This window comes from Staphylococcus sp. FSL W8-0774 (genome assembly GCF_038006785.1).
In the GTDB taxonomy this organism is placed as follows: Bacteria; Bacillota; Bacilli; order Staphylococcales; family Staphylococcaceae; genus Staphylococcus; species Staphylococcus pasteuri.
This window is the reverse complement of record NZ_JBBOVW010000001.1, coordinates 599,360-622,638: the sequence shown is the minus strand read 5'-3', so window position 1 is coordinate 622,638 and position 23,279 is coordinate 599,360. Positions and strand designations below refer to the sequence as shown.

23 protein-coding genes, 1 pseudogene and 1 riboswitch are annotated in these 23,279 nt (G+C 31.3%); of the genes and pseudogenes, 10 read left to right on the top strand and 14 right to left on the bottom strand.

The window, feature by feature from the left end; genetic code table 11:
• Positions 1-42 precede the first annotated feature (42 nt).
• Both NSQ15_RS02815 and NSQ15_RS02810 read right to left on the bottom strand, forming a co-directional pair.
• On the bottom strand, positions 43-993 hold the full coding sequence (locus NSQ15_RS02815) for an LCP family glycopolymer transferase (RefSeq protein ID WP_029055824.1): 951 nt from the start codon (positions 991-993) through the stop codon (positions 43-45).
• 174 nt (positions 994-1,167) lie between these two features.
• Positions 1,168-1,959: pseudogene (locus NSQ15_RS02810) on the bottom strand (inositol monophosphatase family protein).
• A 452-nt stretch (positions 1,960-2,411) separates the two neighbouring features.
• On the opposite strand from NSQ15_RS02810, the gene NSQ15_RS02805 reads away from it, so the two are divergent.
• Complete coding sequence (locus tag NSQ15_RS02805) at positions 2,412-3,122, top strand: helix-turn-helix transcriptional regulator (protein ID WP_107999887.1); 711 nt, start codon at positions 2,412-2,414, stop codon at positions 3,120-3,122.
• Positions 3,123-3,408: 286 nt separating this feature from the next.
• Here the strand turns inward: NSQ15_RS02805 and NSQ15_RS02800 are convergent, their stop codons facing one another.
• On the bottom strand, positions 3,409-4,143 hold the full coding sequence (locus tag NSQ15_RS02800; protein ID WP_217194117.1) for a CPBP family intramembrane glutamic endopeptidase: 735 nt from the start codon (positions 4,141-4,143) through the stop codon (positions 3,409-3,411).
• A gap of 45 nt (positions 4,144-4,188) precedes the next feature.
• Here NSQ15_RS02800 and NSQ15_RS02795 point away from each other — a divergent pair, with 45 nt between their 5' ends.
• The 5 genes from NSQ15_RS02795 to NSQ15_RS02775 all read left to right on the top strand — a co-directional run bounded on the left by NSQ15_RS02795 (position 4,189) and on the right by NSQ15_RS02775 (position 8,997).
• Positions 4,189-4,533 carry a hypothetical protein gene (locus NSQ15_RS02795; RefSeq protein WP_107999885.1) on the top strand — a complete coding sequence of 115 codons (345 nt, stop codon included), beginning with the start codon at positions 4,189-4,191 and terminating at the stop codon, positions 4,531-4,533.
• Between the two features lie 186 nt (positions 4,534-4,719).
• Positions 4,720-5,775 (top strand): MupG family TIM beta-alpha barrel fold protein, encoded by a 1,056-nt coding sequence (locus NSQ15_RS02790; protein WP_070453552.1) that lies wholly within the window; start codon positions 4,720-4,722, stop codon positions 5,773-5,775.
• A gap of 3 nt (positions 5,776-5,778) precedes the next feature.
• A complete protein-coding gene (gene murQ, locus NSQ15_RS02785) occupies positions 5,779-6,666 on the top strand; it encodes an N-acetylmuramic acid 6-phosphate etherase (RefSeq protein ID WP_017636460.1) in 888 nt (295 codons plus the stop codon).
• Positions 6,667-6,680: 14 nt separating this feature from the next.
• A complete protein-coding gene (locus tag NSQ15_RS02780) occupies positions 6,681-8,123 on the top strand; it encodes a PTS transporter subunit EIIC (protein WP_124760710.1) in 1,443 nt (480 codons plus the stop codon).
• Between the two features lies 1 nt (position 8,124).
• Entirely contained in the window at positions 8,125-8,997 is an 873-nt protein-coding gene (locus NSQ15_RS02775) for a MurR/RpiR family transcriptional regulator (protein ID WP_124760708.1), read from the top strand.
• 130 nt (positions 8,998-9,127) lie between these two features.
• Here NSQ15_RS02775 and NSQ15_RS02770 read toward each other — a convergent pair whose 3' ends face one another.
• Entirely contained in the window at positions 9,128-10,525 is a 1,398-nt protein-coding gene (locus NSQ15_RS02770; protein ID WP_107999881.1) for an amino acid permease, read from the bottom strand.
• 273 nt (positions 10,526-10,798) lie between these two features.
• Between NSQ15_RS02770 and NSQ15_RS02765 the strand changes: the two genes are divergently transcribed.
• Positions 10,799-11,152, top strand: a complete 354-nt coding sequence (locus NSQ15_RS02765) for a hypothetical protein (protein WP_029055818.1) — start codon at positions 10,799-10,801, stop codon at positions 11,150-11,152.
• Positions 11,152-11,334, top strand: a complete 183-nt coding sequence (locus NSQ15_RS02760; protein ID WP_017636465.1) for a hypothetical protein — start codon at positions 11,152-11,154, stop codon at positions 11,332-11,334. Before NSQ15_RS02765 ends, NSQ15_RS02760 begins: the two co-directional genes overlap by 1 nt.
• A 69-nt stretch (positions 11,335-11,403) precedes the next feature.
• Here the strand turns inward: NSQ15_RS02760 and NSQ15_RS02755 are convergent, their stop codons facing one another.
• The 3 genes from NSQ15_RS02755 to NSQ15_RS02745 form a co-directional block, all read right to left on the bottom strand.
• Positions 11,404-11,592, bottom strand: coding sequence for a hypothetical protein (locus tag NSQ15_RS02755; RefSeq protein ID WP_046467120.1), 189 nt, complete (start codon positions 11,590-11,592; stop codon positions 11,404-11,406).
• Between the two features lie 10 nt (positions 11,593-11,602).
• Positions 11,603-12,241, bottom strand: a complete 639-nt coding sequence (locus NSQ15_RS02750; RefSeq protein WP_107999879.1) for an HAD family hydrolase — start codon at positions 12,239-12,241, stop codon at positions 11,603-11,605.
• Between the two features lie 117 nt (positions 12,242-12,358).
• Positions 12,359-13,285 (bottom strand): bile acid:sodium symporter family protein, encoded by a 927-nt coding sequence (locus NSQ15_RS02745; protein WP_340746919.1) that lies wholly within the window; start codon positions 13,283-13,285, stop codon positions 12,359-12,361.
• A gap of 311 nt (positions 13,286-13,596) precedes the next feature.
• Between NSQ15_RS02745 and NSQ15_RS02740 the strand changes: the two genes are divergently transcribed.
• Complete coding sequence (locus NSQ15_RS02740; RefSeq protein ID WP_124760704.1) at positions 13,597-14,127, top strand: hypothetical protein; 531 nt, start codon at positions 13,597-13,599, stop codon at positions 14,125-14,127.
• A 61-nt stretch (positions 14,128-14,188) separates the two neighbouring features.
• Here the strand turns inward: NSQ15_RS02740 and NSQ15_RS02735 are convergent, their stop codons facing one another.
• Positions 14,189-15,787 carry an alpha-glucoside-specific PTS transporter subunit IIBC gene (locus NSQ15_RS02735; RefSeq protein ID WP_217194112.1) on the bottom strand — a complete coding sequence of 533 codons (1,599 nt, stop codon included), beginning with the start codon at positions 15,785-15,787 and terminating at the stop codon, positions 14,189-14,191.
• 208 nt (positions 15,788-15,995) lie between these two features.
• On the opposite strand from NSQ15_RS02735, the gene NSQ15_RS02730 reads away from it, so the two are divergent.
• A complete protein-coding gene (locus NSQ15_RS02730) occupies positions 15,996-16,757 on the top strand; it encodes a MurR/RpiR family transcriptional regulator (RefSeq protein WP_340746918.1) in 762 nt (253 codons plus the stop codon).
• A gap of 57 nt (positions 16,758-16,814) precedes the next feature.
• Here the strand turns inward: NSQ15_RS02730 and NSQ15_RS02725 are convergent, their stop codons facing one another.
• The 6 genes from NSQ15_RS02725 to NSQ15_RS02700 all read right to left on the bottom strand — a co-directional run bounded on the left by NSQ15_RS02725 (position 16,815) and on the right by NSQ15_RS02700 (position 23,251).
• Positions 16,815-17,327: an SRPBCC family protein gene (locus NSQ15_RS02725; protein WP_017636472.1), complete on the bottom strand. Its 513-nt coding sequence runs from the start codon at positions 17,325-17,327 to the stop codon at positions 16,815-16,817.
• 245 nt (positions 17,328-17,572) lie between these two features.
• A complete protein-coding gene (locus NSQ15_RS02720) occupies positions 17,573-18,865 on the bottom strand; it encodes a Na+/H+ antiporter NhaC family protein (RefSeq protein WP_154835212.1) in 1,293 nt (430 codons plus the stop codon).
• A gap of 81 nt (positions 18,866-18,946) precedes the next feature.
• Positions 18,947-19,044, bottom strand: a riboswitch (SAM riboswitch).
• Between the two features lie 377 nt (positions 19,045-19,421).
• The gene (locus NSQ15_RS02715; protein WP_252458078.1) at positions 19,422-19,670 is read right to left on the bottom strand and encodes a hypothetical protein; all 249 of its coding nucleotides are present in this window, start codon (positions 19,668-19,670) and stop codon (positions 19,422-19,424) included.
• A gap of 259 nt (positions 19,671-19,929) precedes the next feature.
• A complete protein-coding gene (locus NSQ15_RS02710) occupies positions 19,930-20,811 on the bottom strand; it encodes an SDR family oxidoreductase (protein ID WP_340746917.1) in 882 nt (293 codons plus the stop codon).
• A 149-nt stretch (positions 20,812-20,960) separates the two neighbouring features.
• Positions 20,961-22,082, bottom strand: a complete 1,122-nt coding sequence (locus tag NSQ15_RS02705; RefSeq protein WP_217194110.1) for an amidohydrolase — start codon at positions 22,080-22,082, stop codon at positions 20,961-20,963.
• A gap of 17 nt (positions 22,083-22,099) precedes the next feature.
• A complete protein-coding gene (locus NSQ15_RS02700) occupies positions 22,100-23,251 on the bottom strand; it encodes a SulP family inorganic anion transporter (protein WP_154835216.1) in 1,152 nt (383 codons plus the stop codon).
• Between the last annotated feature and the right edge of the window lie 28 nt (positions 23,252-23,279).

Genomic DNA, 23,279 nt, shown 5'->3' with positions numbered 1-23,279 from the left:
TTAACACCATTGTTCTTTATTAATTGAAATTATGAACTTTTATTACATATTTAGATTTTCTTTTAATAAATTAGCATTTTCTTGAAGAGAGCTATCGCTTGGCACAAAATAATATAATCCATCGTCTTGTATACCACCTTGTCCATCTAGTTGATGACGATTAACTGTATCATTTGCATCTTTATATTTACTTCTAATAGTATTCAGTTCACCTAATGATAAATCTGTCTTCACATTTTTTTGGATTTCATTCATTAAAGATGGGAAGTGTGCAATAGAAGATGCGCTAGTCATTTTATTTGCCATAGCTTCTAATATCAGTTGCTGACGTTCTTGACGTCCGAAGTCACCACCAGCACCTTCTTCTTTACGACTTCGAATAAAGCTCATTGCTTCTTTTCCATTTACGTGTGTTTTCTTTCCTTTTTCAAAATGAACGCCATTAGTTGTAAAAGTATCATTGCTGACAACATCTATACCGCCAAGTGTATCAATCATATCGTGTAATCCATCCATATCAATGGTTGCATAATGATCAATAGGTACATTCATTAATTTTTCTAATGAATTGATAGACATACTAGGCCCACCATAAGCATAAGCGTGCGCTATTTTCTCTGTTGTACCCTTTCCTACAATTTTAGCTTGTGTATCTCTAGGAACACTAACTATTTCAGTTTTTTTCTTTTCTGGGTTAATTGATAATATCATAATCGTATCACTACGAGAGCCGCCACCCTGTGCCTTACGTTCAGCATCTGAATCTACACCAAATAGTGCAATCGTAAATGGATCACCATTTTTTAAATTAACCTTTCCATCTCTCAAGTGAGAATGGTCTCTATCTAAAGGATTATGTATTTTATCGCCAGTGATAAAAATTTTAGCAACGACATAAATCACTGCTACTAAGGCTAAAATAAATAAAATTCCAATAAACCAAACTAAAATTTTTGCGGGTAGACTCATTTTATTTTTTTCTGATCTGCGCACACCCATCACTCCTTTTCCTTAACTGTGTCACATACTACATACCTTAATTATTATATAATAGAAAATTAATTTTACTATACTTCTAAAGTCTTATTATACAAAAATTAATTTAAAAGAATAATCTAAGTGTCAAATATGGACATCATATAGTGATGAGGCAATATATTTATAATATTACTTTCCGTATCCAGAACCACTATTTAAAATTTCAAGGACTTCTTTATAACATCCTTCATTACTTATAATAAATGGCGCTGCAGTTGATAAGTCTATTTGTTTGCCATCCAATGAACTCATTTTTAAACCAAGTTCTTTTGCAAATAAGAATTGAGCTGCGATATCCCAAGGTTTAGGATTAGTATTGATATGTGCACCAAATTGACCTTTAATCACTCTTAATGAATCTAAACCATATGATCCTATAATTCTATGTCCAAAGGATGCATCATATAATTCATGCATTGTTTCATCATTCAACACTTGAGTATTAAATGATAGAATGGCATCTTTTATCTCTATGATTGGCGGCGCTAAAAATATTTGATTGTTATCATATGCACCTTTATTTTCAATCGCTTTATATAAATGTCCATGTGGATAATCATAGATATATGATAATTTAGGTTCTCCATCTATGAAATAACCTAAAATTATACAATAATCTTCCTGCTGTTTAACTAAATTCGCTGTACCATCTATAGGATCCATAATCCATACACGTCCTTGCCTAGGATCAATCCCTTCATTGCTCTTTTCTTCAGCAAACAATTGATGGTCTGGTAAGTGGTTACTTAAAAATTGTTGAAATTCATTTTAGATTTGCTGATCAACATTTGTCACTAAATCAAATCGATTTAATTTTGTTTCAGTATGCATATCAAAAATTAATTTAGGGATAATATCGTCTATATTTTCCAACCATTCTGTAACCATTTGATCTATTTCATTTAGTTGATAATTAGTCATCCATAACACCTCTTTATTTTTCTATTTATCATTGTATGTTCAAATTTTATTTAAAAACTATAATTTATTAAAATCTACTCTAACACAATCACAATATGTTTTACTTAAATACTTTATATTTTAGTCCTAAATTAACATTTTTGACATAAAAAAATCGGCTAGTCTTATGCTAGCCGACAAATAGAAAGGAAAGTAAGTAATAAATATTGAAGATGTTTTAGTGTAACTCGAACGATTATCAGCTACCTGTTATATAGCTCTACCCCTTTGTTAATCGCTCCCCCTGTTACAAATAATATATTAACATAAACTTTTTCCGTTTGTAAGCGTTTTCTAAAATTTTTTTGAGATATTTTTCACTTTTTATTTCTAAAATAAGCTACAAATGTCATCATTGTCGCTTATATGATATAATTATTGTAATATGTAATGTTTATTGGAGGTGACTTTCATTGAATAAATTAGAACGTCAAAATCGACTGATACAAGAAATCCAGCAAAGTAATAAGATTACTGCTTCTGAATTAGCAAAAAGATTTAAAGTTTCAAAACGTACAATACTAAGAGATATAGATGATTTAGAAAATCAAGGTGTGCAAATACATGCATCACATGGCAGTCAAGGCGGCTATAAAATTCAAGAATCACAATCAAAAATTGCGCTAACTTTAACAGATGCTCAACTTTCTGCATTATTTCTTACATTAAATGAAAGTCAATCTTATTCAACTTTGCCCTATTCAAAAGAAATACAGGCTATTTTGAAACAATGTTTAAGTTTACCGCAAACACGTATACGCAAATTATTAAAAAAGATGGATTATTATATAAAATTTGAAGACACTACTCAGGTGACATTACCCAATATTTTTTCTGATATTTTAATATACTGTTCTGAGCGTAAAGTGATGCTAGTAGATTTTTACGAAGAAGATCGTACTGTTGCTGAGAATGTAATCTTTATTGGATTGTTGTGTAAAGATGGTCAATGGCATGCTGTTGTATTTGAAATCGGCTTAGGTTCCACAAGAGAACTTTTAATAAAAGATATACAAGACATTTCTTATTCATTCGAAAAAACAATTAAAACACAAGATATAACAATTGATAACTATCAGCAATTTTTATCAGACCCCACCAGAAATATAAAGAACCACTCCTAATTCATTAGGCTAGTGGTTCTTATGCACTAGCTATAGCTAGTGTAATCCTTTATTTCACTCCTAATTCATTAGAGGTACTTGCACTTTAGTGCGTAGTAACTCTCATGCATGAACTCTTTAGTTCATGCGAACCTTCTGTTCTTAATAGCTTATTACTATTAAGTAAGTCATACTAATTTGTTACACAAAAAGTATGACTTTAAATGATTTCTATAACTATCTCACTAGGCGACAATATACATATAGCCTGTGACATCTTTTATGTCACAGGCTATACTTCGTTTTTCTAATAAACAATAAATAGCGTCCATATAAATGATATGAGGTTATTTAATATGTGAATGGTCATTGAGGCCGCTAAATTTCTTTTAGCTTTTAAATAACTAACTACCAATATAATTGCTAATATAAAGTATGCCCCAAATTCAAATGGTGATTTCGCACCACTAACATGTATTAAAGTAAACGTTACTGCTGAAATAATCCCCATAAAAATAAAATTAAACTTCTTACCTAACTCTCCAATAAGAATATGTCTAAACACCAATTCTTCAACAATAGGTGCAACAAAGACAATTAAAAGAAACGCTATAGGTAAAAATAAAGGTATTTTGAATAATTGATCAAGTGCTAATTCATTTTGCGTTTCACTATACTGTAATGATTTCGGTAAAAATTGCATCAACCACTCATAAAGCGATGATACTCCAAGCGCTATAAGCAACATGGCAATTAATAATATCCAATGCTTTTTTACATAATTAATTCCATTACTAAATCTTTTGGAAAATGATTTTAAATGCATTAGGTAAAAACTTAAAATTGCAATAATATAACTCATCACTTGTGCAACAGTCGCCATCATTGACTGCATTAATTTATCTGGGTGAGTATAATGTATATTTAATATCCCAAAACCTACCATAGAAAATATTATCAAACCAATAAAGATAATTGGTATTAATAACAAATCTCTCCACGCAATATCTTTAAAACGATACCCTTTGTTCGAAAGTTTCATATTATGTATCCTTTCTTTTTATCATTATATCTAAACGGAGGCTTTATGAATTCACAAGAAACATTTACCCACATAGAATTAAAATTAACTCAACTCATTATGATAACTGAAAAATTAAAGTATTATATACTTTTTAATCATAACAAAATCGAGACTATATTAAACGAATTTACCACTTTACTCATTGAAGAATCTCACTGGATTACCTCACAATTATCAAATCAATTTAAATCTACTGATCCAAATTTAAACAATTATAAAAACTTAATCACCTTTCTCAACGAACATCCTTTTAACATTACAAAAAATGGAGACAGTTGCCAAACCATCAATCATTATCAATTAATGATTTTCGACAGTTTAACTTATTATAAATCTTATACCAATTAAAAAACTTCTTTCTCTACAATATTTAATGAATACACATTAACCTCTAAACAACTATTTATTTTAATTTTTATTGTTTTTTAATTTTTTTGTAAAAATTTTATACTTTATTCTAATATGCAAATTGTAAATTAATAATATTAGCGTTATAATCGGATATGATTAAGCAATTATTTGAGGAGGATGATCATGCTTGGTTTCTCGGTATCTATAGGACAAAGATTGAATGAATCTTATATTCTATCAATGGTATCTCAGGGATACGATACCATTTTTACTTCTCTTCAAATACCAGAAGAAGATGATCAATTTAAACTGTCGCATTTGGGAGAATTGTGCCAGTTATTATCGCAATATTCAATCACTTTTATTATTGATGTAAATCCTTCTTTACTTAATCACCACTTTTACAGTTTATTAGATCAATTCTCAAACGGGGAATTTGTTATTAGAATTGATGATCAACTTAATGTGAATCTTATTCTTGATATTCAAAAAAGAGGATATCAATGTTGTATTAATGCTAGTACAATAACGCATCATATATTATCTACTATTTATAGTAATCCAAATATTCGAACACTTATTTATTGTCATAATTATTATCCTAGACCTGATACAGGATTAAGTTTGTCATCACTTCAACAGCAAAATAATCTTATTCATTTGTTCGATCCAAATGCTAAGATATTTGCCTTTATTCCTGGAACAAACTTAAGAGGTCCTCTATACAAAGGCTTACCTACAATAGAAAATCATAGGCATGAACATGCTTTTCAAGCTGTACATGAACTACAACTAACTGGTATTAATACTATCGTTATTGCTGACAATGGTTTGGAAATCAATTTAGCTAAACAACTTTATCAAATATTTGTTCAACATCACTTTGTATTGCATATCAATAATGTCGAAAATAATGATAATCATTTATTAAATCTATTATATGCAAAACACCATGTAAGAATTGATTCGCCCGAACATGTCTTACGTTCTCAAACATCTAGATTAATGGTGAATCAGAAAATTACACCTATTGGTATCGAACAACGTTTGCCTGGAGATATTACTATCGATAACCACCTCAATGGTCGTTATGAAGGTGAACTTCAAATTATTAAAACATCTCTTCCAGGACATTCAAATATCAATCGTCTTGCACGTATTTGTAAACAAGATCTTCCTTTTCTTAAGATCATGCAGCCAGGCGATACTTTTGAATTTATATGTTTAAAGGAGACATAAGCATTGAATGATTTAACAACTGAATCACGTAACGCACAAACAATGCATTTAGATGAAATGTCAATTCAAGATGCACTTAAAACAATGAATCAAGAGGATCAATTAGTTCCTAAAGCTATAGAATCTATTATTCCAAAGTTAACAAACGTTATTAATGAGTCAATTGCAAAATTTAGTCAGCACGGTAGATTGATATACATTGGTGCAGGAACAAGCGGTAGATTAGGTGTACTAGATGCTGCTGAATGTGTACCCACTTTTAACACTTCACCAAATGAAGTAATAGGTATTATTGCTGGAGGCCCTAAAGCGATGACAAAAGCTGTTGAAGGTGCCGAAGATAATGAAGCGCTAGGTCAAAAAGATTTAGAGAATATTGGTTTAACTGAAAATGATATGGTTATAGGTATTTCTGCAAGTGGGCGCACACCTTATGTTAAAGGTGCTTTAACTTATGCTAACAAAGTGGGTGCTACTAGTGTTTCAATCTCATGTAATACAGACAGTAAAATGAGTAAAGTAGCGCAATATGCATTAGAAATACCTGTAGGTCCGGAAGTACTAACAGGATCAACACGTTTAAAATCAGGAACGGCACAAAAACTCGTTCTCAATATGATTTCTACAATGACAATGATAGGTGTTGGCAAAGTTTATGATAATTTAATGGTAGATTTAAAACCAACCAATCAGAAATTAATACACCGTTCAATACGCATCATTAAAGAAATATGTGATTTAAATGACGAAGAAGCAAAGTTACTCTATGAAAAAGCCGATAAAGATATTAAAACTGCTATTGTCATGAATTTAAGTGACATAACCAAAGATGAAGCACAACAAAAATTACTACAACATAATGGAGTGATTAAGCAAGCCATCAAAGGTTAAAGGAGGCTAATTCCATGAGTAAAGAAGAACGACTTGCTCAAGAAATTATAAAAGCTGTAGGTGGCATCGAAAATATACAGCGAATAATGCATTGTATGACTAGAGTTCGATTAACTATCATTGATTCAAGTATTGTAAATTACGATAATCTACATCAAATTGAAGGTGTCATGGGTATTGTCGAAGATGATCACCTTCAAATTATTGTTGGCCCAGGTATTGTTAATAAGGTCGCTAATAAAATGGCTGAATACAGTCATGTACCATTGGGTGAAGACATCAATCATTCAGAAAATCAAAGCTATAAATCACAAGCTGAACAACTTGCTAACGAAAATAAAAAGCATTATCAAAATTCAAGAAAGCAAAGTAAATGGCAACGTATTTTAAAGTCCATTTCTAACATCTTTATCCCCTTAATCCCGGCATTTATAGGGGCAGGTTTAATCGGTGGTATAGCTGCAGTATTAAACAATATGTTAACTGCGCACATGATATCTGGAGATTTCATGAAACAACTTGTTACCGTATTAAATGTTATTAAAGATGGTATGTTAGCTTACTTAGCCATTTTCACTGGGATTAATAGTGCTAAAGTTTTTGGTGCTACACCAGGTTTAGGTGGTGTTATAGGAGGTACAACATTATTAACAGGTCTAACCGATGAAAATCCTATAAAAAATATTTTCACAGGAGAACCTCTTGTTGCTGGTCAAGGTGGAATTATAGGTGTTATATTTGCCGTTTGGATCTTAAGTATGATTGAGAAGAAACTACATAAAGCAGTACCAGAATCAATAGATATTATTATCACACCCACCCTATCACTACTTACCATTGGTTTATTGACGATATTTATAATCATGCCAATTGCTGGTTTTATATCAGATGGTTTAGTACATGTTGTGAATTGGGTAATTGACGTTGGTGGTATCTTTAGCGGATTTATTATTGGTGCCTTTTTCCTTCCATTAGTCATGTTAGGACTTCATCACGTTTTCACACCAATCCATATCGAGCTTATTAATAGTACTGGCGCAACCTATTTACTACCTATCGCTGCAATGTCTGGTGCTGGTCAAGTTGGTGCTGCCCTTGCTTTATGGGTTCGCTGTCGTCATAATCAACCGCTTAGAAATACTTTAAAAGGCGCATTACCTGTAGGTTTCTTAGGTATAGGAGAACCATTGATTTATGGTGTAACGTTGCCACTCGGCAGACCTTTTTTCACTGCATGTCTTGGTGGTGGTATTGGCGGCGCTGTTATTGGAGGAATTGGTCATATAGGCGCTAAAGCTGTTGGACCTAGTGGCTTATCTTTATTACCTTTAATCTCAGACAATATGTATCTAGGTTATATTGCTGGTTTAATTTCAGCATATATAGGTGGCTTTATCATGACATTTTTATTTGGAACTACAAAAAAAATGAGAAACTCTAACAAACTGGGTGATTAAAATGACGAACATTTTATATGAAATAGATAACCAGTATCCCTATTTAACAAAAAACGAGAAAAAAATAGCAAATTATATTCAAAATGCACCACACGAAGTCATAAAAATGAATTCTCAAGATCTTGCACAAGAACTTGATACGAGTCCATCATCTATTATCCGATTTAGTAAAAAATTGATAGACGGTGGGTTTCAAGAATTAAAAATCGAACTATCAAAGTACATGCCTAAAGAAACAACTGTTTATAATGTTGAATTAGTTGATAATGAAAGCACCTCATCACTTAAAAGGAAGATGCTTGCTCGTGCAAATGGTGCATTAACTAAAGCAAATAATCAACTGAACGATAAAACCGTAGATCTCATTTGCGATCAATTCAAACATTCTAATAGAATATTCATTTATGGATATGGTGCATCTTTTGTCGTAGCGACCGACTTATATCAAAAGCTTTCACGGATTGGTATGAATGCACAACTTGCACAAGAAACACATATTTTCACTACGATGCTTGCTTCTTGTGATAGTCGAGATTGCGTTATTTTTATCACAAACAATGGAACACAAAGTGAAATGCAATCTATTGCTAAAGTAGTTGAAGATTATCATATTCCAATTGTGACAATAACTAGTTCGCCCAACAATACCATTTCTCAAATGTCAGATATCGTACTAGATTATGGTGAAACTGATGAAAATGAAATGCGCATGGGCGCTACAACATCTTTATTAGCACAAATGTTTACGATTGATGTTCTTTATTATCGATATATTGCTTTAAACTATCAATCTTCTTTAGACTTTATTACACAATCTAAAATGGCATTAGATAATTATAGAAAGCATCTTTCTAATATTGACTTTAAGCATTAATTAAATAGGATTAAGTTTAGACTAAAATATTGTCTAAGCTCAATCCTATTGTTAATTATATACATTTCAAATATAGAAAAGCAGCACTAACGCAAGTTTAATGACGTTAATGCTGCTTTTTAAATTGATTTTATTTTAATGAATTATCTTTTTTTAAATTTTTCTCTGCTTTATTATATCTAATAAAGTAATAAATAGTTACAGCAGTTAAGAATACGATACCAATTACTACTGATACTACAGTTTCTTTATTAAATAACATACCGATTAAAACAATAATTAGAAACGCTATTGTTAAGTAACTTGCAACTATACCACCTGGCATTTTAAATGGATGGTTTTTAGTTTCACCAGGATGTAATTTTCTAAAACGAATATGACTGATTAAAATCATAAACCAAGGAATCATACCAGGTAAAATTGAAGCACTATACACATATACAAATATACTATCTGCACCTTTAATAAACAGTGGTAAAATAACGTTTAATAAAGCTCCAATTAAGATTCCTATAGAAATTGCTAATACCGTATAAATTGGTACACCATTTTTCATAACTTTAGTAAAAATCTTAGGTAGTTGACCTTTACGTGCTAATGTATAAATCATACGACTCGCACTAAAGATTCCTGAGTTACAACCAGACATTGCTGCTGTTAATACTACAAAGTTAATTAAACCAGCTGCGAATGTGATACCGACTTTAGCAAATGTTGCTACAAACGGACTTCCGATGCTTCCTAACTCATCCCATGGATAAACTGTAACGATAACAAAGATGGCACCAAGATAAAAAATAAGTATACGCCAGATAACACCGTTAACTGCTTTTACAATATTTTTATGTGGATCTTTAGTTTCACCTGCTGAAATACCAATTAATTCAACACCTTGATATGAACCTATAACGATTGATAGTGCAAAGAAGAAACCGACTATACCATTTGGCATAAATCCACCATGTGACCATAAGTTAGAAAAACCAACTGGATGTCCACCATTACCTAAGCCAAATAATATTAAACCAAAACCTGCTATAATCATTAAAACAATTGTTATAACTTTAATTAAAGCGAACCAAAATTCAAATTCTCCAAAGGCTTTTACTGATACTAAGTTAGCAGCTGCTAATAATAAAATAGCTATAACCCCTGGAATCCATTGAGGTAAATTCGGGAACCAATAATTCATATATTCTCCGACAGCTATAACTTCACTCATACCTACGACTACCCACTGGAATATATTACTCCATGCTGTCATATATCCAGCTGCTGGGTGTATGTAATCACTAGCAAATGTAGCAAAAGAACCAGTTGTTGGATTAATATAAATCATTTCTCCCATAGCACGCATGATTAAAAATAAAAATATACCCGCAATTAAATACGCAAATATTACTGACGGTCCTGTCCATTTGATTGTACTTGTTGCTCCCATAAACAAGCCAACACCAATCGTACCGCCTAGTGCAATCATCTGCATTTGACGTGCACTTAATCCCCTTTGTAATTCGTTATTCTCCATGTTAATAACACACCTCTTTTTTACTAGGATAAAATAATAATAAACTTATTGACGCAATTATACTATAAAATGACAAAATTGAAACAATATTTTAACAATTTATTGAAATCGCTTACAAAACTATTATGACAGTCTTTTGCAAACCCGCAATTTTACTGGATTTGCAATAATTAATTAATTTCAACTTTTTTAAAAATTTCTTTAAAGAGATTTACTTTATGGTTCATTTTAGGTTTATGATATACTTTTCATATATTTATTAAGGAGTACATTATGAGTAAAACATTAATTCAAAAAGCATTAAAAATATCAATCATATTTTTAATTATCTTTTTCTTACTCAATTATTTTTCTGTTAAAAACCCAAATCTACTACCATTAATTGGTAAGTCACTACTGGCAGCAATTGTTTTCTTTATCATATATGTAGTTGCGTTTACCATTTTAAATTCTCCTGAGAGAAAAATGAAATTTGGAACTACTTTGCCAATAGCCATTATTATTGGATTAATTATTGGTGCCATGATTTCACATATAAAAATAGGCGTTTTAATAGGGATTGTAGTGGGTATTATCGCAGGATTTATTTGGGAATATATTGAAAATAGGAACGGAGGACAAAGTTAATGTCTGTCATTATTGGCGTAATTATTCTTATCTTATTAATTATTAGTTTAATACCAAATTATAACGCTTTAAAATTAGCTAAGTCTCAAGGTCAAAAAACCACTCGTTTTGCTATTATGGTTGGTATTGATGCGATATTAATTGTATTGATTTTAGTTACCTTGTTATTAAAAATTATGTAATGAAATATTTTAATCAGTAAAAATCCGCTTCAAACTGAGTAAGATCTACTCATAATTGAAGCGGATTTTTTATAATCTACCTTGTAATAATAAGAAATATCCAATTGTAGCTAATATTAAATATATCATCGTACCAACAAAAAAAGATCGCACATGTATGTGTAAAGGAATACGTTTATTAAACATAGGACCTAATATCAAGTTTCCAATACCGATAATGATAGGTCCAGCTATGAAAAACAGGATAGTATAAAACATACCATACCTCCTATTTACGACTAAAGAAGCGCTGAACAATATTATCGAAATCAATATCTTTAGCTACATAATTAACAGTAGAAAAGTCTTGTTCTTCAGTCATAACATTTGTATTTACAATAACATCCAAACCGGCACTATTTGCAGCCGTTGCACCATTTACTGAATCCTCAATCGCTAAGCAGTTTGTCGGATTATAATTTAGTTGTTGTACTGCTGTTAAATAAGGTTCAGGATTGGGCTTAACATTTTCAACATCTTCTCTACCTACTATCACTTCTATATATTTATCTAAACCTAGTTTATGAAATGTAGGTAATATATCTTCTCTATGACTACTAGTCGCAATTGCCATCGGTATATGGCGTTGCTTTAAATATTCCATTAATTGTTGAATTGTTTCTATTATTGGTAAATGTCCACTTGTATCATTATGTTCTTTATAAATAGCTGCTTTTTTCTCTGGGCCAATAAGTGATTCAAGATAATTATGAAGTTCAGTTGCTGCCCCACCTATTGATCTTCTATAAAATTCTAAAGTAATTGGTGATTCATTATGTTTAGTTAAATGTTTATTAATGACATCAAAAAGATGTTTTTCTGTATCGATTATAGTTCCATCAAAATCAAAAACAACTGCTCTATACATATGCGTACTCCTTTATCTTTTTATAATAAAAATTAAATCTCAATGTCTCATATTTTAACATAATCTAGATACTATCTTAGTTAAAAATGGGATTTAATCTTCAGATAAATGAGTCAATTAAATATCTTTACTTCTAGAAGACCAATATTTTGCAAGAATAGGTCCTGAAATATTATGAACTAAGCTAAATACAGCCCCTGGCACAGCAGCTAAAGGACTAAAATGAACTGTTGCAAGTGATACTGCTAAACCAGAATTTTGCATACCTACTTCTATCGTTACGGCTTTTTTATCTTTATAATCCATTCGGAATACTTTAGCTAATACATAACCGATTGTATAACCAAGAATATTGTGTAAGATAACAACTACAAAAATTAACAATCCTGTTTTCAAAATTTGTGTTTTACTACCTGCGACTACAGCTGCCAAAATAAGAGAAATGGCAATAACAGAAATTAATGGTAATGCTGTAGCTGTCTTTTGAGCAAAACGTCTTGCTACCTTTTGGAATACAAATCCTATAATAATTGGAATCAATACTACTTGAACGACTGACCATAACATACTGGCAAATGAGACCTTCAACCATTCATGTGCAAAAATATAGATTAATGCTGGTGTAACAAAAGGCGCAATTAAAGTTGATACACTCGTTATCGCTACAGATAATGCTACATTTGCTTTAGCTAAATAACTCATTACATTACTAGATGTTCCACCTGGACAGCATCCAACTAAAATCACACCTATGGCAATTTCAGGAGGTAATTGAAAGCCTTTAGCAATAAGAAATGCTAAGGTAGGCATAATCGTAAACTGTAAAATAACGCCAATAATGACAGGTTTTGGTGATTGTAAAACAATTTTAAAGTCTTTAGGATCTATAGTCATCCCCATTCCTAACATAACAATCCCAAGCAGGTATGGTACGAAACCACCTAATATTGAGATGTGTGAAGGAAAAATAAATCCAAGCACAGCAGCAAATAACATCCAAAATATAAATGTTTTTGTCGCAAATTGACTGATTCGATTTAACATATAAACACACCCTTAATAGTTAATAATGACAAATATTATCATAACTATTTATAATGGACAATGTTATTTTCAGAATTTTCTTATATTTTAAGTTATTTACGGTCCCTGTAATTAGATTTTAATAAAGTCCTTTAATCCATGATTCTCATAGTATTGACTAATGAAATATTCTTTTTTTACTAGTCTTCATTCAAAAGTCCTAGTGAATATCAAAAAGAAGCATGGTACAATCATTTTAAAGCAACAAAAACTATTACCCTACTTAACAATAAATTTCTAAACCATGAATGTTAGCAATCGGGAGGCATAACATGTTGATAGACAAATTTGAAACTTACATTATAAATATCGCAGATTTAAAATCTCGATCATCTCGCAAATCATTATCAAAGCTATGTAAGCAGATTAAATTTTGCGAATCCTTTCAATATCAAATATTTAAACAACAAGGTATGTATGCTTTAGAAGTGAGCTTACCAAAACAACAATTACCTTATTTTATTAGCTTTTTAAGTTTTCATAATTTCACTATTTATCAAATACTATCACCAAAACAACTTGATGAACTACTTGATTCAGATCATTTATATCAATCTGCTAAACGATTCGAATTATGTATTGACGGATTGCAAGATGCTTTTATTAAAGACAAAGTGATAGATATAATGAATATGTTTATGAATCATTATGATATTAGTTATACATTAAATAAAAATTGTGCAAGTATCATTTGTCCACCTGAAGTTTTTTCTAAATTATTACATACAGTAGCAACACGTAATATAGATATCCTATCAGCTGGTTATAAATCTAAAATGATTCATAAAGCCAGAATTTCCTAATTCAATTAACTATAAAAGGGATTCCAAAATGATATGTTTTGGAATCCCTTATTTTTATTTTTTATTTATCATTTTCATCATAAACAAGATGTTCAAATGATTCTCTAACCTGTGGTACAGACATTCCAACTACCACTTGAACACTTTTACCACTTTTAACTAGCCCGTGAGCCATTTGATTATGTGTAAAATAACTACTATCTTCTACTTTATTTTCATCTTTCACAGTCAAACGTAATCGAGTTGTACAGTTAGTTACATCTTTAATATTCTCTTTACCGCCTAAACCATCTAAATAATATGCTGCTTTATCATCATACTCATTTCCAGTTGACGTATGTTTTGTAGCATCTTCTTGTCCTTTTTTCTCTTTATAATCTTGTTTAGAGAATAGTTTAACTTCTTCTTCATTTTTGCGTCGTCCAGGTAATGGAATATCAAATTTTAATATTAAGAATCTGAATAAAACATAATATATACCTACGAATATAAGTCCTATTACCACTTGAATCACATACGTCATCCAGTGTTCTTTACCAAGTGGTATCCAGTTAGTAGCTAAGAAATCTAGGACGCCACCACCCATATTACCAACTAAACCGAAACCGTACATAATTGTATCCATTGTTGCAGCTAACAATGCGTGTAATACGAATAAGAATGGTGCGATAAATAAGAATGTAAATTCTAAAGGTTCAGTAATACCTGCTACAACAGCTGTTAATGTTGCAGGTATTAATAAAGCTGCTACTTTTTTACGGTTTTCTTTAGGTGTTGTTGAATACATAGCTAATGCAATACCTAAACAACCAAATACTTTACCATTTCCTTGTAGCATAAAGCCATATGGAAATTGTTCTTTTAATGGTTTACTGCTTTCGACAAATTGATTTAAATGTTGTAACCATTCCGCTTTAAGTCCATGATTCACGACTACTGGTCCAACTTCAATTGGTGCATAAATAAAGTGATGTAAGCCAGTAGGTATTAATACCCTTTCTAAGAAGTGGTATAACCATACTCCTACATAGCCTGAACCAATAATAAAATGTTGGATAGATGCAATACCATTTTGAATAGTTGGCCATACTACGCAAGTAATTGCAGCAACAGGTAACATCACAAAGAAAGAAATCGTTACTACAAATGTTAGACCTTGGAACACACCTAACATTTCTGGTAAACGTTTACTATAGTAGCGATTATGTATCCAAGTAATGATCCCTGAAATGATAATACCACCTAAAATATTAGTATCTAATGTCTCGATACCCGCTATTGCTTTTAATCCAGTAACATTTTCTACACCTTTTTCCAAGTTAGCACCAAATGTATGTGGCCACTGCGTTAATATCGCATTGATAAATGTATTAAACATTAAATAGCCCATTAATGCTGCTAGTGCGGCATGACCTGGTGCTTTTTTAGCTAATGATAGTGGTAATCCTACTACAAATACGATTTCCATATGATTGAAAATAACCCAACCACCAGATTCTATCACTGACCAAAATTTAAACCAAAACGTATGTTGATCTGCTAAACCACCCATTATAGTAGGATTTTTAAATAAAGTTGCAAATCCAAGGACAATACCAAAGAAAGCAAACATTAATACCGGCACAATCATTGCGCTACCAAATCGTTTGATTGCATTCATTATAATAACCTCCACATCCCAATGTCGTTTTATTCGTATCAAACCTCGTATTTATAAACAAGGTGTCACCGAAATATCTTATATCTAATATATAGTAAACGCTTACATACTCTCAATGTCATTGACGAATTTTGAAAGTATTTTGTATAATCAGATTATGTTTTCATATGATGAAAATTTTTTCAACATTAATAAACGAGGTGTCATCATGATTTTAGATGAACGAGTTAATATGAATTTTAATCAACTTAATGACAACGATTTGCAAATTGCACATTTCGTTAATAACCATATAGATTTATGTAAAAATTTAAAAATACAAGACTTATCTCAACACACACATGCATCTAATGCGACTATTCACCGCTTCACGCGTAAATTGGGGTTTGATGGTTATAGTGATTTCAAATCATTTTTGAAGTTTGAAAGTGAAAAGAAAAATCAGTTACCATCTGACTCTATTGAATCTTTTAGACAAGAAATTGAAAATACATTTAATTATTTAGATAGAATTGATTATGAGTTATTAACAAATAAAATGAACGAGGCTGGAACAATATACTTATATGGTACAGGGCGAGCACAAATGAATGTGGCTGAAGAAGCACAACGTATCTTATTAACTATGCACAAAAATATTATTATTCTCCATGATGTTCATGAATTAAAAATGGTTTTAAACAAAACAGTGCCTCAAGACCTGTTCTTCATCATTTCTTTATCAGGCGAAACATTTCAACTTAAAGAAGTAACTCAACTATTAAAATTACGTCAAAAATACTTTATATCAGTAACAACGATGAAAGATAATACATTAGCCCAGCAAGCCGATTATAATGTTTATGTCTCTAGTAATACTTTCTATTTAAATGATGGCACTGATTATTCTAGTTTTATCAGTTATCATATTTTCTTTGAAACATTACTTCGAAAATATAATGAACGTAAGGAAAAAGAAGAACTCAAATAAAAAACGCAAGCATCGGTAACCTAAATGTTTAGGTTAAACCAATTTGCTTGCGTCTTTTTAATTATTTTTTTGTTCTTCAATTTCTTCCAATACAGTATTCATTTTATCAAACATTAATTCGAAACCATGTGCTGTAGAGTCATGATATTCTTTCTTTTTCTGTTTGTACTCAAGATTAGTCAATCTTCTTTCACGTTCAATATAAGATTGGTAATAGAAAAACATTTGTGTGCCGCCTGATTCGCGTTCGAAGAATTCAACTTCAATAATATCTTCTTCGTTACTTAATCCAGGCATACCAATAGTCATTTTGACAAATTCATCCATCACTAATTCTTCATAAGTACCTTCAATAATATTTTGCTTACCATTTCTACTATCTACAATACGGTACTTACCGCCTTCTTGAACGTCAGCTTCAAATGATTTATTCGTACGTTTAGACGTCATAAACCATTGTTTTAAAATATCTTCTTTTGTCCAAGCTTCATAAATAGTTTCAGGTGAATATTTAAATAAACGTTCAATATCAATTTCTACATATTCATTTTCCACATTATACTTTGCCACTATATGTCACCTACTTTCACTCTTATTTCTATTCTAACGTATTTACTCAAACTTCCAAACATTTATCCTTAAAAATGCTTAATCTTTGATACATTTAATCTAATTTACCATTAAACCCTATTATTTAAACATCTCTATATAGAAACTAAAGATAACATTATTTTCATATCAATCATTTAAAAAATCCGAGACTTAGTTTAGTCTCAGATTTATATTAAAATATGATTCATTAGTCAACATTTACGCTATCTTTTTTTTAATTTCGGATAACCAAAGATGATTGCTATTAATCCACAAATACCTAACATAATCGGATAAATACTATAAGGTACTAGTAAAAATGGTGAAATGCCTGCTACACCAGCAGCAGAAATAACTTGTGGACTATATGGTAATAACCCTTGGAAACAACCTCCAAATATATCTAATATACTTGCTGATTTACGTGGATCAACATCATATTCATCAGCAATATTTTTGGCTAATGGTCCTGACATAATAATTGAAATCGTATTATTAGCAGTTGATATATCTGCAACACTGACTAAACTAGCAATACCTAATTCCGCGCCTCGTTTAGATCTTACTCTGCCTCTAACGAAATTGAGCAACCAATCAATCCCGCCATTATGTTGTATAAGACCGACTAAACCACCAATAAGTAAAGCAATCATTGCAATATCTTCCATTCCGATAATACCTTTGGATACTGCATTCAATAAACCTTTCCATCCGAAAGAGCCGTCGATAAGGCCAATCATTCCAGATAAAACTGTCCCACCAATCAGAACGATAATAACATTAACGCCCAATAGTGCTAATATCAACACTAGTAAATATGGGATCACTTTAACTAATTGGTAATCATAACTTTTAGTATGATCCATAGAAATTCCATTCGTTAATAAAAATAGAATAATAATTGTTAAAATCGCACCTGGTAATACAATTCTAAAATTGACTTTAAATTTATCTTTCATCTTTGTATGTTGCGTACGTACTGCTGCAATCGTTGTATCTGAAATCATAGAAAGGTTATCTCCGAACATCGCACCGCCAACTACTGTTGCCATTGCTAAGGCTGCTGATACGTCAGTAGCTTGTGCAAAACCAAATCCAACAGGTGCAATCGCTGCAACTGTTCCAACTGAAGTACCCATAGAAATAGAAACAAACATACAAATGATAAATAAACCTACAATGATTAAGTTTTCAGGAATAAGTGACAAACCAAGATTAACAGTTGAACTCACGCCTCCCATTTTCTCTGTAGTCGTTGAGAAAGCGCCTGCCAAAATAAATATAAGCATCATCAAAATAATATTTGAATGTCCTGCGCCTTTAGTAAACACTTCAACTTTTGTAGCAAATTTTTCTTTACGATTCATTAACAAAGCTACGATAACAGTTATTGTAATCGCTACATTTAAAGGCATAGTGGTAAAATCTCCTGATATAATACCTACACCTAAAAATAACAACATAAATAATAATAAAGGAAATAACGCCCAAGCATTACCCTTCTTAGTTTTTTCCATAATTAGACCTACTTCCTATATTAATAAAAAATACCTCTTTTCTAATTATTTAAGAAAAGAGGTTTGCCTTCAATTACTATCCCCTTATCTTCAAACCTCAATTGGTTTCTGGAATTGGCACATTATTATATGTTGCCGAAGCTTCATAGGGCCAGTCCCTCCACTTCTCTAGATAAGTGATTTGCATTTAAATTTTACGTTACAAGATAATTCCAATAACGTCAATCATAAATTATAATTTCGTCGTAAAGTATTTATCATAGATAATTAATCCTATTGCTACTAATAATAGTAATCCAACGGCTATACCAAAGACAATCCACCATTTTAGATAAAGTGAGATTATCATAGCTATAATAGAAATAATGGTAACGATTATGGCTACTATTTTAAGTTGACGTTCAAGTTTTTCAGAAATGACTTTATACTCATGATTAGATTTTTTTAACGTTTGTTCATCGATTTTTAATTTAGTTTCTAAAAAGTAAATGAATGAAGATGCTAATAATAATAGTAAAAACCCAATCCAAGGGTTTGCGCTTTGTAATAAAGCTACTTAAGCAAAACCTATATAAAAAATCCCTGCAATACAACCTAATAATCGATCTATGATTGGACTAATCCATATCTTGTTATGTTTAATATTTCGATTTACAAAATATAAATTCTTCAATATATTGCTAATAACGAATATTGGTACTACTAAAAAGAAAAACCATTTAAATGATGGGAAGAATGGAATAAAACTTATACCTATAACTAATGCAATAAAAGGAATTAATCTAATGATTTGATCTTTATTCATATAGTGTGCTCCTTTATATTTAAAAGATATTTATACAACTAACTAATCACTTTCCCTTATTATTTCTGATTACTGTAATTAAAGTTAAAGCACTTTACATAATTTTATTATTTATTTTGTATTGTAATTATACATTATTCGCATTTAATTTCCAAATTCATTTTGAATTTATTTAATTTAAACTATATGTTAAACATAAAAAAGTCGATAAAGCATCTTAGCTTTATCGACTTAAATTTCAATTATCCATTTAAAATTTCTAATCTATTTGAATGCCGCCTGTGACACCAAATACTTGTCCAGTTGTATAACTAGATTCTTCTGCAGCTAGTAAAACATAAGTACCAGATAATTCAACTGGTTGACCTGCTCTACCTAATGGGGTTTGTTGACCAAATTCAGGAATATTAGATTGTGGTTGGCCTCCTGTAATTTGTAATGGAGACCAGAATGGACCAGGTGCGACGCAGTTAACTCGGATACCTTTAGGACCAAGTTCTTCAGATAAACTTTTAGTTAGTGAAATAATCGCTGCTTTTGAAGCGGCATAGTCGTGTAATATTGGGCTTGGATTATATCCTTGTACAGATGATGTTGTAGTAATTGATGCACCTGGTTGTAAATAATCAAGTGCTTTTTGAACTGTCCAAAAGATTGGGTATACGTTAGTTTCAAATGTTTCTGCGAATGATTGTGTATCAAATCCTTTAATGTCATCATGATATTGTTGATGACCTGCCACTAAAGTTACATTATCCAATCCACCTAATTGTTCATAGGCTTCTGCGACCATGTCATAGTTAAATTGTTCATTTCTAACATCACCAGGGATAAGCACTGCTTGTTGTCCTGCTTCTTCAATGACGTGTTTAACTTCTTGTGCATCTTTCTCTTCATTTGGAAGATAATTAATTGCGACATCTGCACCTTCTTTAGCATAGGCTATAGCTGCTGCACGTCCAATAGCTGAGTCGCCACCTGTGACTAACACTTTAAATCCTTTTAATCTGTCATGACCTATATATGATGTTTCACCACAATCTGGCTCTGGTGTTAAATCACTTTGCAAACCAGGGAGTGATTGTTCTTGTTTTTCATATTCAGTTGTTTTAAATTTATTTCTTGGATCTTGTGCTGACATTTCAAAATCATCTCCTAATATCTATATGTTCTGTTTATACCCAAGTATATCTACTCTCTAATCATTTTTAATTTTTCTAAAATTTAATTTAATAAAAAACACAGTTACTATTGATTTCTTTTTAAAATACAATAGCAACTGTGTTAATTTTATTGATTTAGTAATTTTTTAACTAACTCTACAAAATATGAAGGAACCTTTTCCAATATACGTTCATCCGGATCAAATAGAGGATGATGTAAATCATATTCACTGTTTGAACCAATAAATGCAAATACACCAGGATAACTTTCAGTGTAGCCTGAGAAATCTTCTCCGATTGTCAGTGGCAAGTCCATAATTGAAACATTATAACCAACTGTTTCTGCCACTTCAATTGCGGTCTCTGTTAACTGATCATCATTAATAACAGTACCAGGCAATCTAGTATATTGGCATTCTACTTCTATATTAAATGTCTTCGCTAGGCCACTCGCTATATCTTTCATTCTTTGTTCAATATAATCTCGATGTTCAGGTTTAAATGATCGCACAGTTCCTTGTACATATGCATGATCTGCAATAACGTTCCATGTATTCCCACATGAAATTTCTCCAATAGTAACAACTGCGCTATCAAACGCAGATAAATTTCTACTTACAATTGTTTGTAGACTATTGATAAGCTGTCCTAATGCTACAGTTGGATCATTTCCTTGTTCAGGTTTAGCAGCATGTGCCCCTTTACCTTTAATTTTAAATTCAAATCGGTCGACAGCAGAAGTAATTGCTCCTTTTTTAATAGCAAATTCGCCTATATCCATTGTAGGATAATTATGAAAACCTAAGACCGCTATGACTCCATCTAATGCTCCTGTTTTAACTATTTTTCGAGCACCATAACCTAATTCTTCAGCAGGTTGAAATATAATTCTTACACGTCCGTTTAATTCATTTTCTTGTGCTTTTAATTGAGTTGCCACACCTAAAATACTAGCCATATGTATATCATGACCACAAGCGTGCATAACGCCTTCATTAGTAGAAGTAAATTCATGTTCTACTTGTTCATTAATTGGTAGCGCATCTATGTCTGTTCTGACAGCTATTAATTGCTCGCCTTGACCTACTTCAGCAACTAATCCAGTATCTAATGGTAAATCTAATATGGTAATGTCGTCTGCTTCTAAAATACGTTTAAGTCGTTGTGTCGTTTCATATTCCTTTTCTGATAGTTCCGGAAATTGGTGAAAAGTCCTTCTCCAATTCACATAATCAGTATAATTAGTCATTTGTAACATCACCCTTCTTAAAGAGATAAAATATAATAAATAATCGTGCCCACTATTACACCTATAGCTAAATTATTAGTCATAAGAATAAGTATGATAGTTAATAACATAATACTACTATGCATAATCGGCGCTTCTTTAATATGACTCACTGTACGTCTATCGAATGTATTAAGAGAAACTGTTACTAATACAACAGCTAGCACTACCATTGGAATTAAACCAACTATTGGCCCTAATAACACCATACATAATACTAATAAAATACCAGTCATTAATGTAGATAGCCGAGTTGTTGCGCCCATTTTATAATTAAATTTAGATTGTCCTACTAACCCACTAGAACCATAACCACCGACAATACCTACGATAATGTTAGAAATTCCTTGTCCTCTTATTTCTTTATCTTTATTAGATGTTGTGTTACTGATTGCATCCATCATATTCGCAGTTAAATTAGTTTGAATGACTGAAATCACTGACATCGTAAATGCATACTTAAATATAATCAACCAATCAAAAATTGTCATTGATGAATTTAGGGATGTTAATTGTGGCATTTTAAATTTAATATTAGCTAAATCGTGAACATACTGTAAATGTGGGTGAATCATTGTCGTTAATAACGTAATGATGATAATAGCTACTAATGGTGCAGGTATGGTTTGAATCCATTTTCCAGATAGATAAATCACTATAAAGGTTAAACACGCAACGATATATGTAGATAATGATACACCGAATATATATTTAATTTGAGTAGTTAATAGTAATATCCCCAATGCATTCATAAAGCCAATGACTACTGTTCTAGGGATATAATTAAGCAATTTATCTATATGACAAAAGCTATATATAATTAATAGGATACCCATCATTATTGTTGCTAAAAATAAATAATGTGTGCCATATTGATTAACTAAAGGTGCACCTATAATAGATATGCCACTACTTGGCCCTGAAACCATTGCAATTCTTTTTCCCAGTATACTCATTAAGCACATCATTAACCCACAACTCATTAATCCAATTGAAGGTGGAACATGAACAATAAAAGAAAATGCTATAGTTACAGGTAATAAAGCTAACCCCATTAAAATACCGGAAAGTATGTTTTGTCGATATTGGCCTTGCCATTGTTTTAAGTATTGCGTTCGTACCAACATCATGTGTAGCCAACTCCTTATAAATTCATGT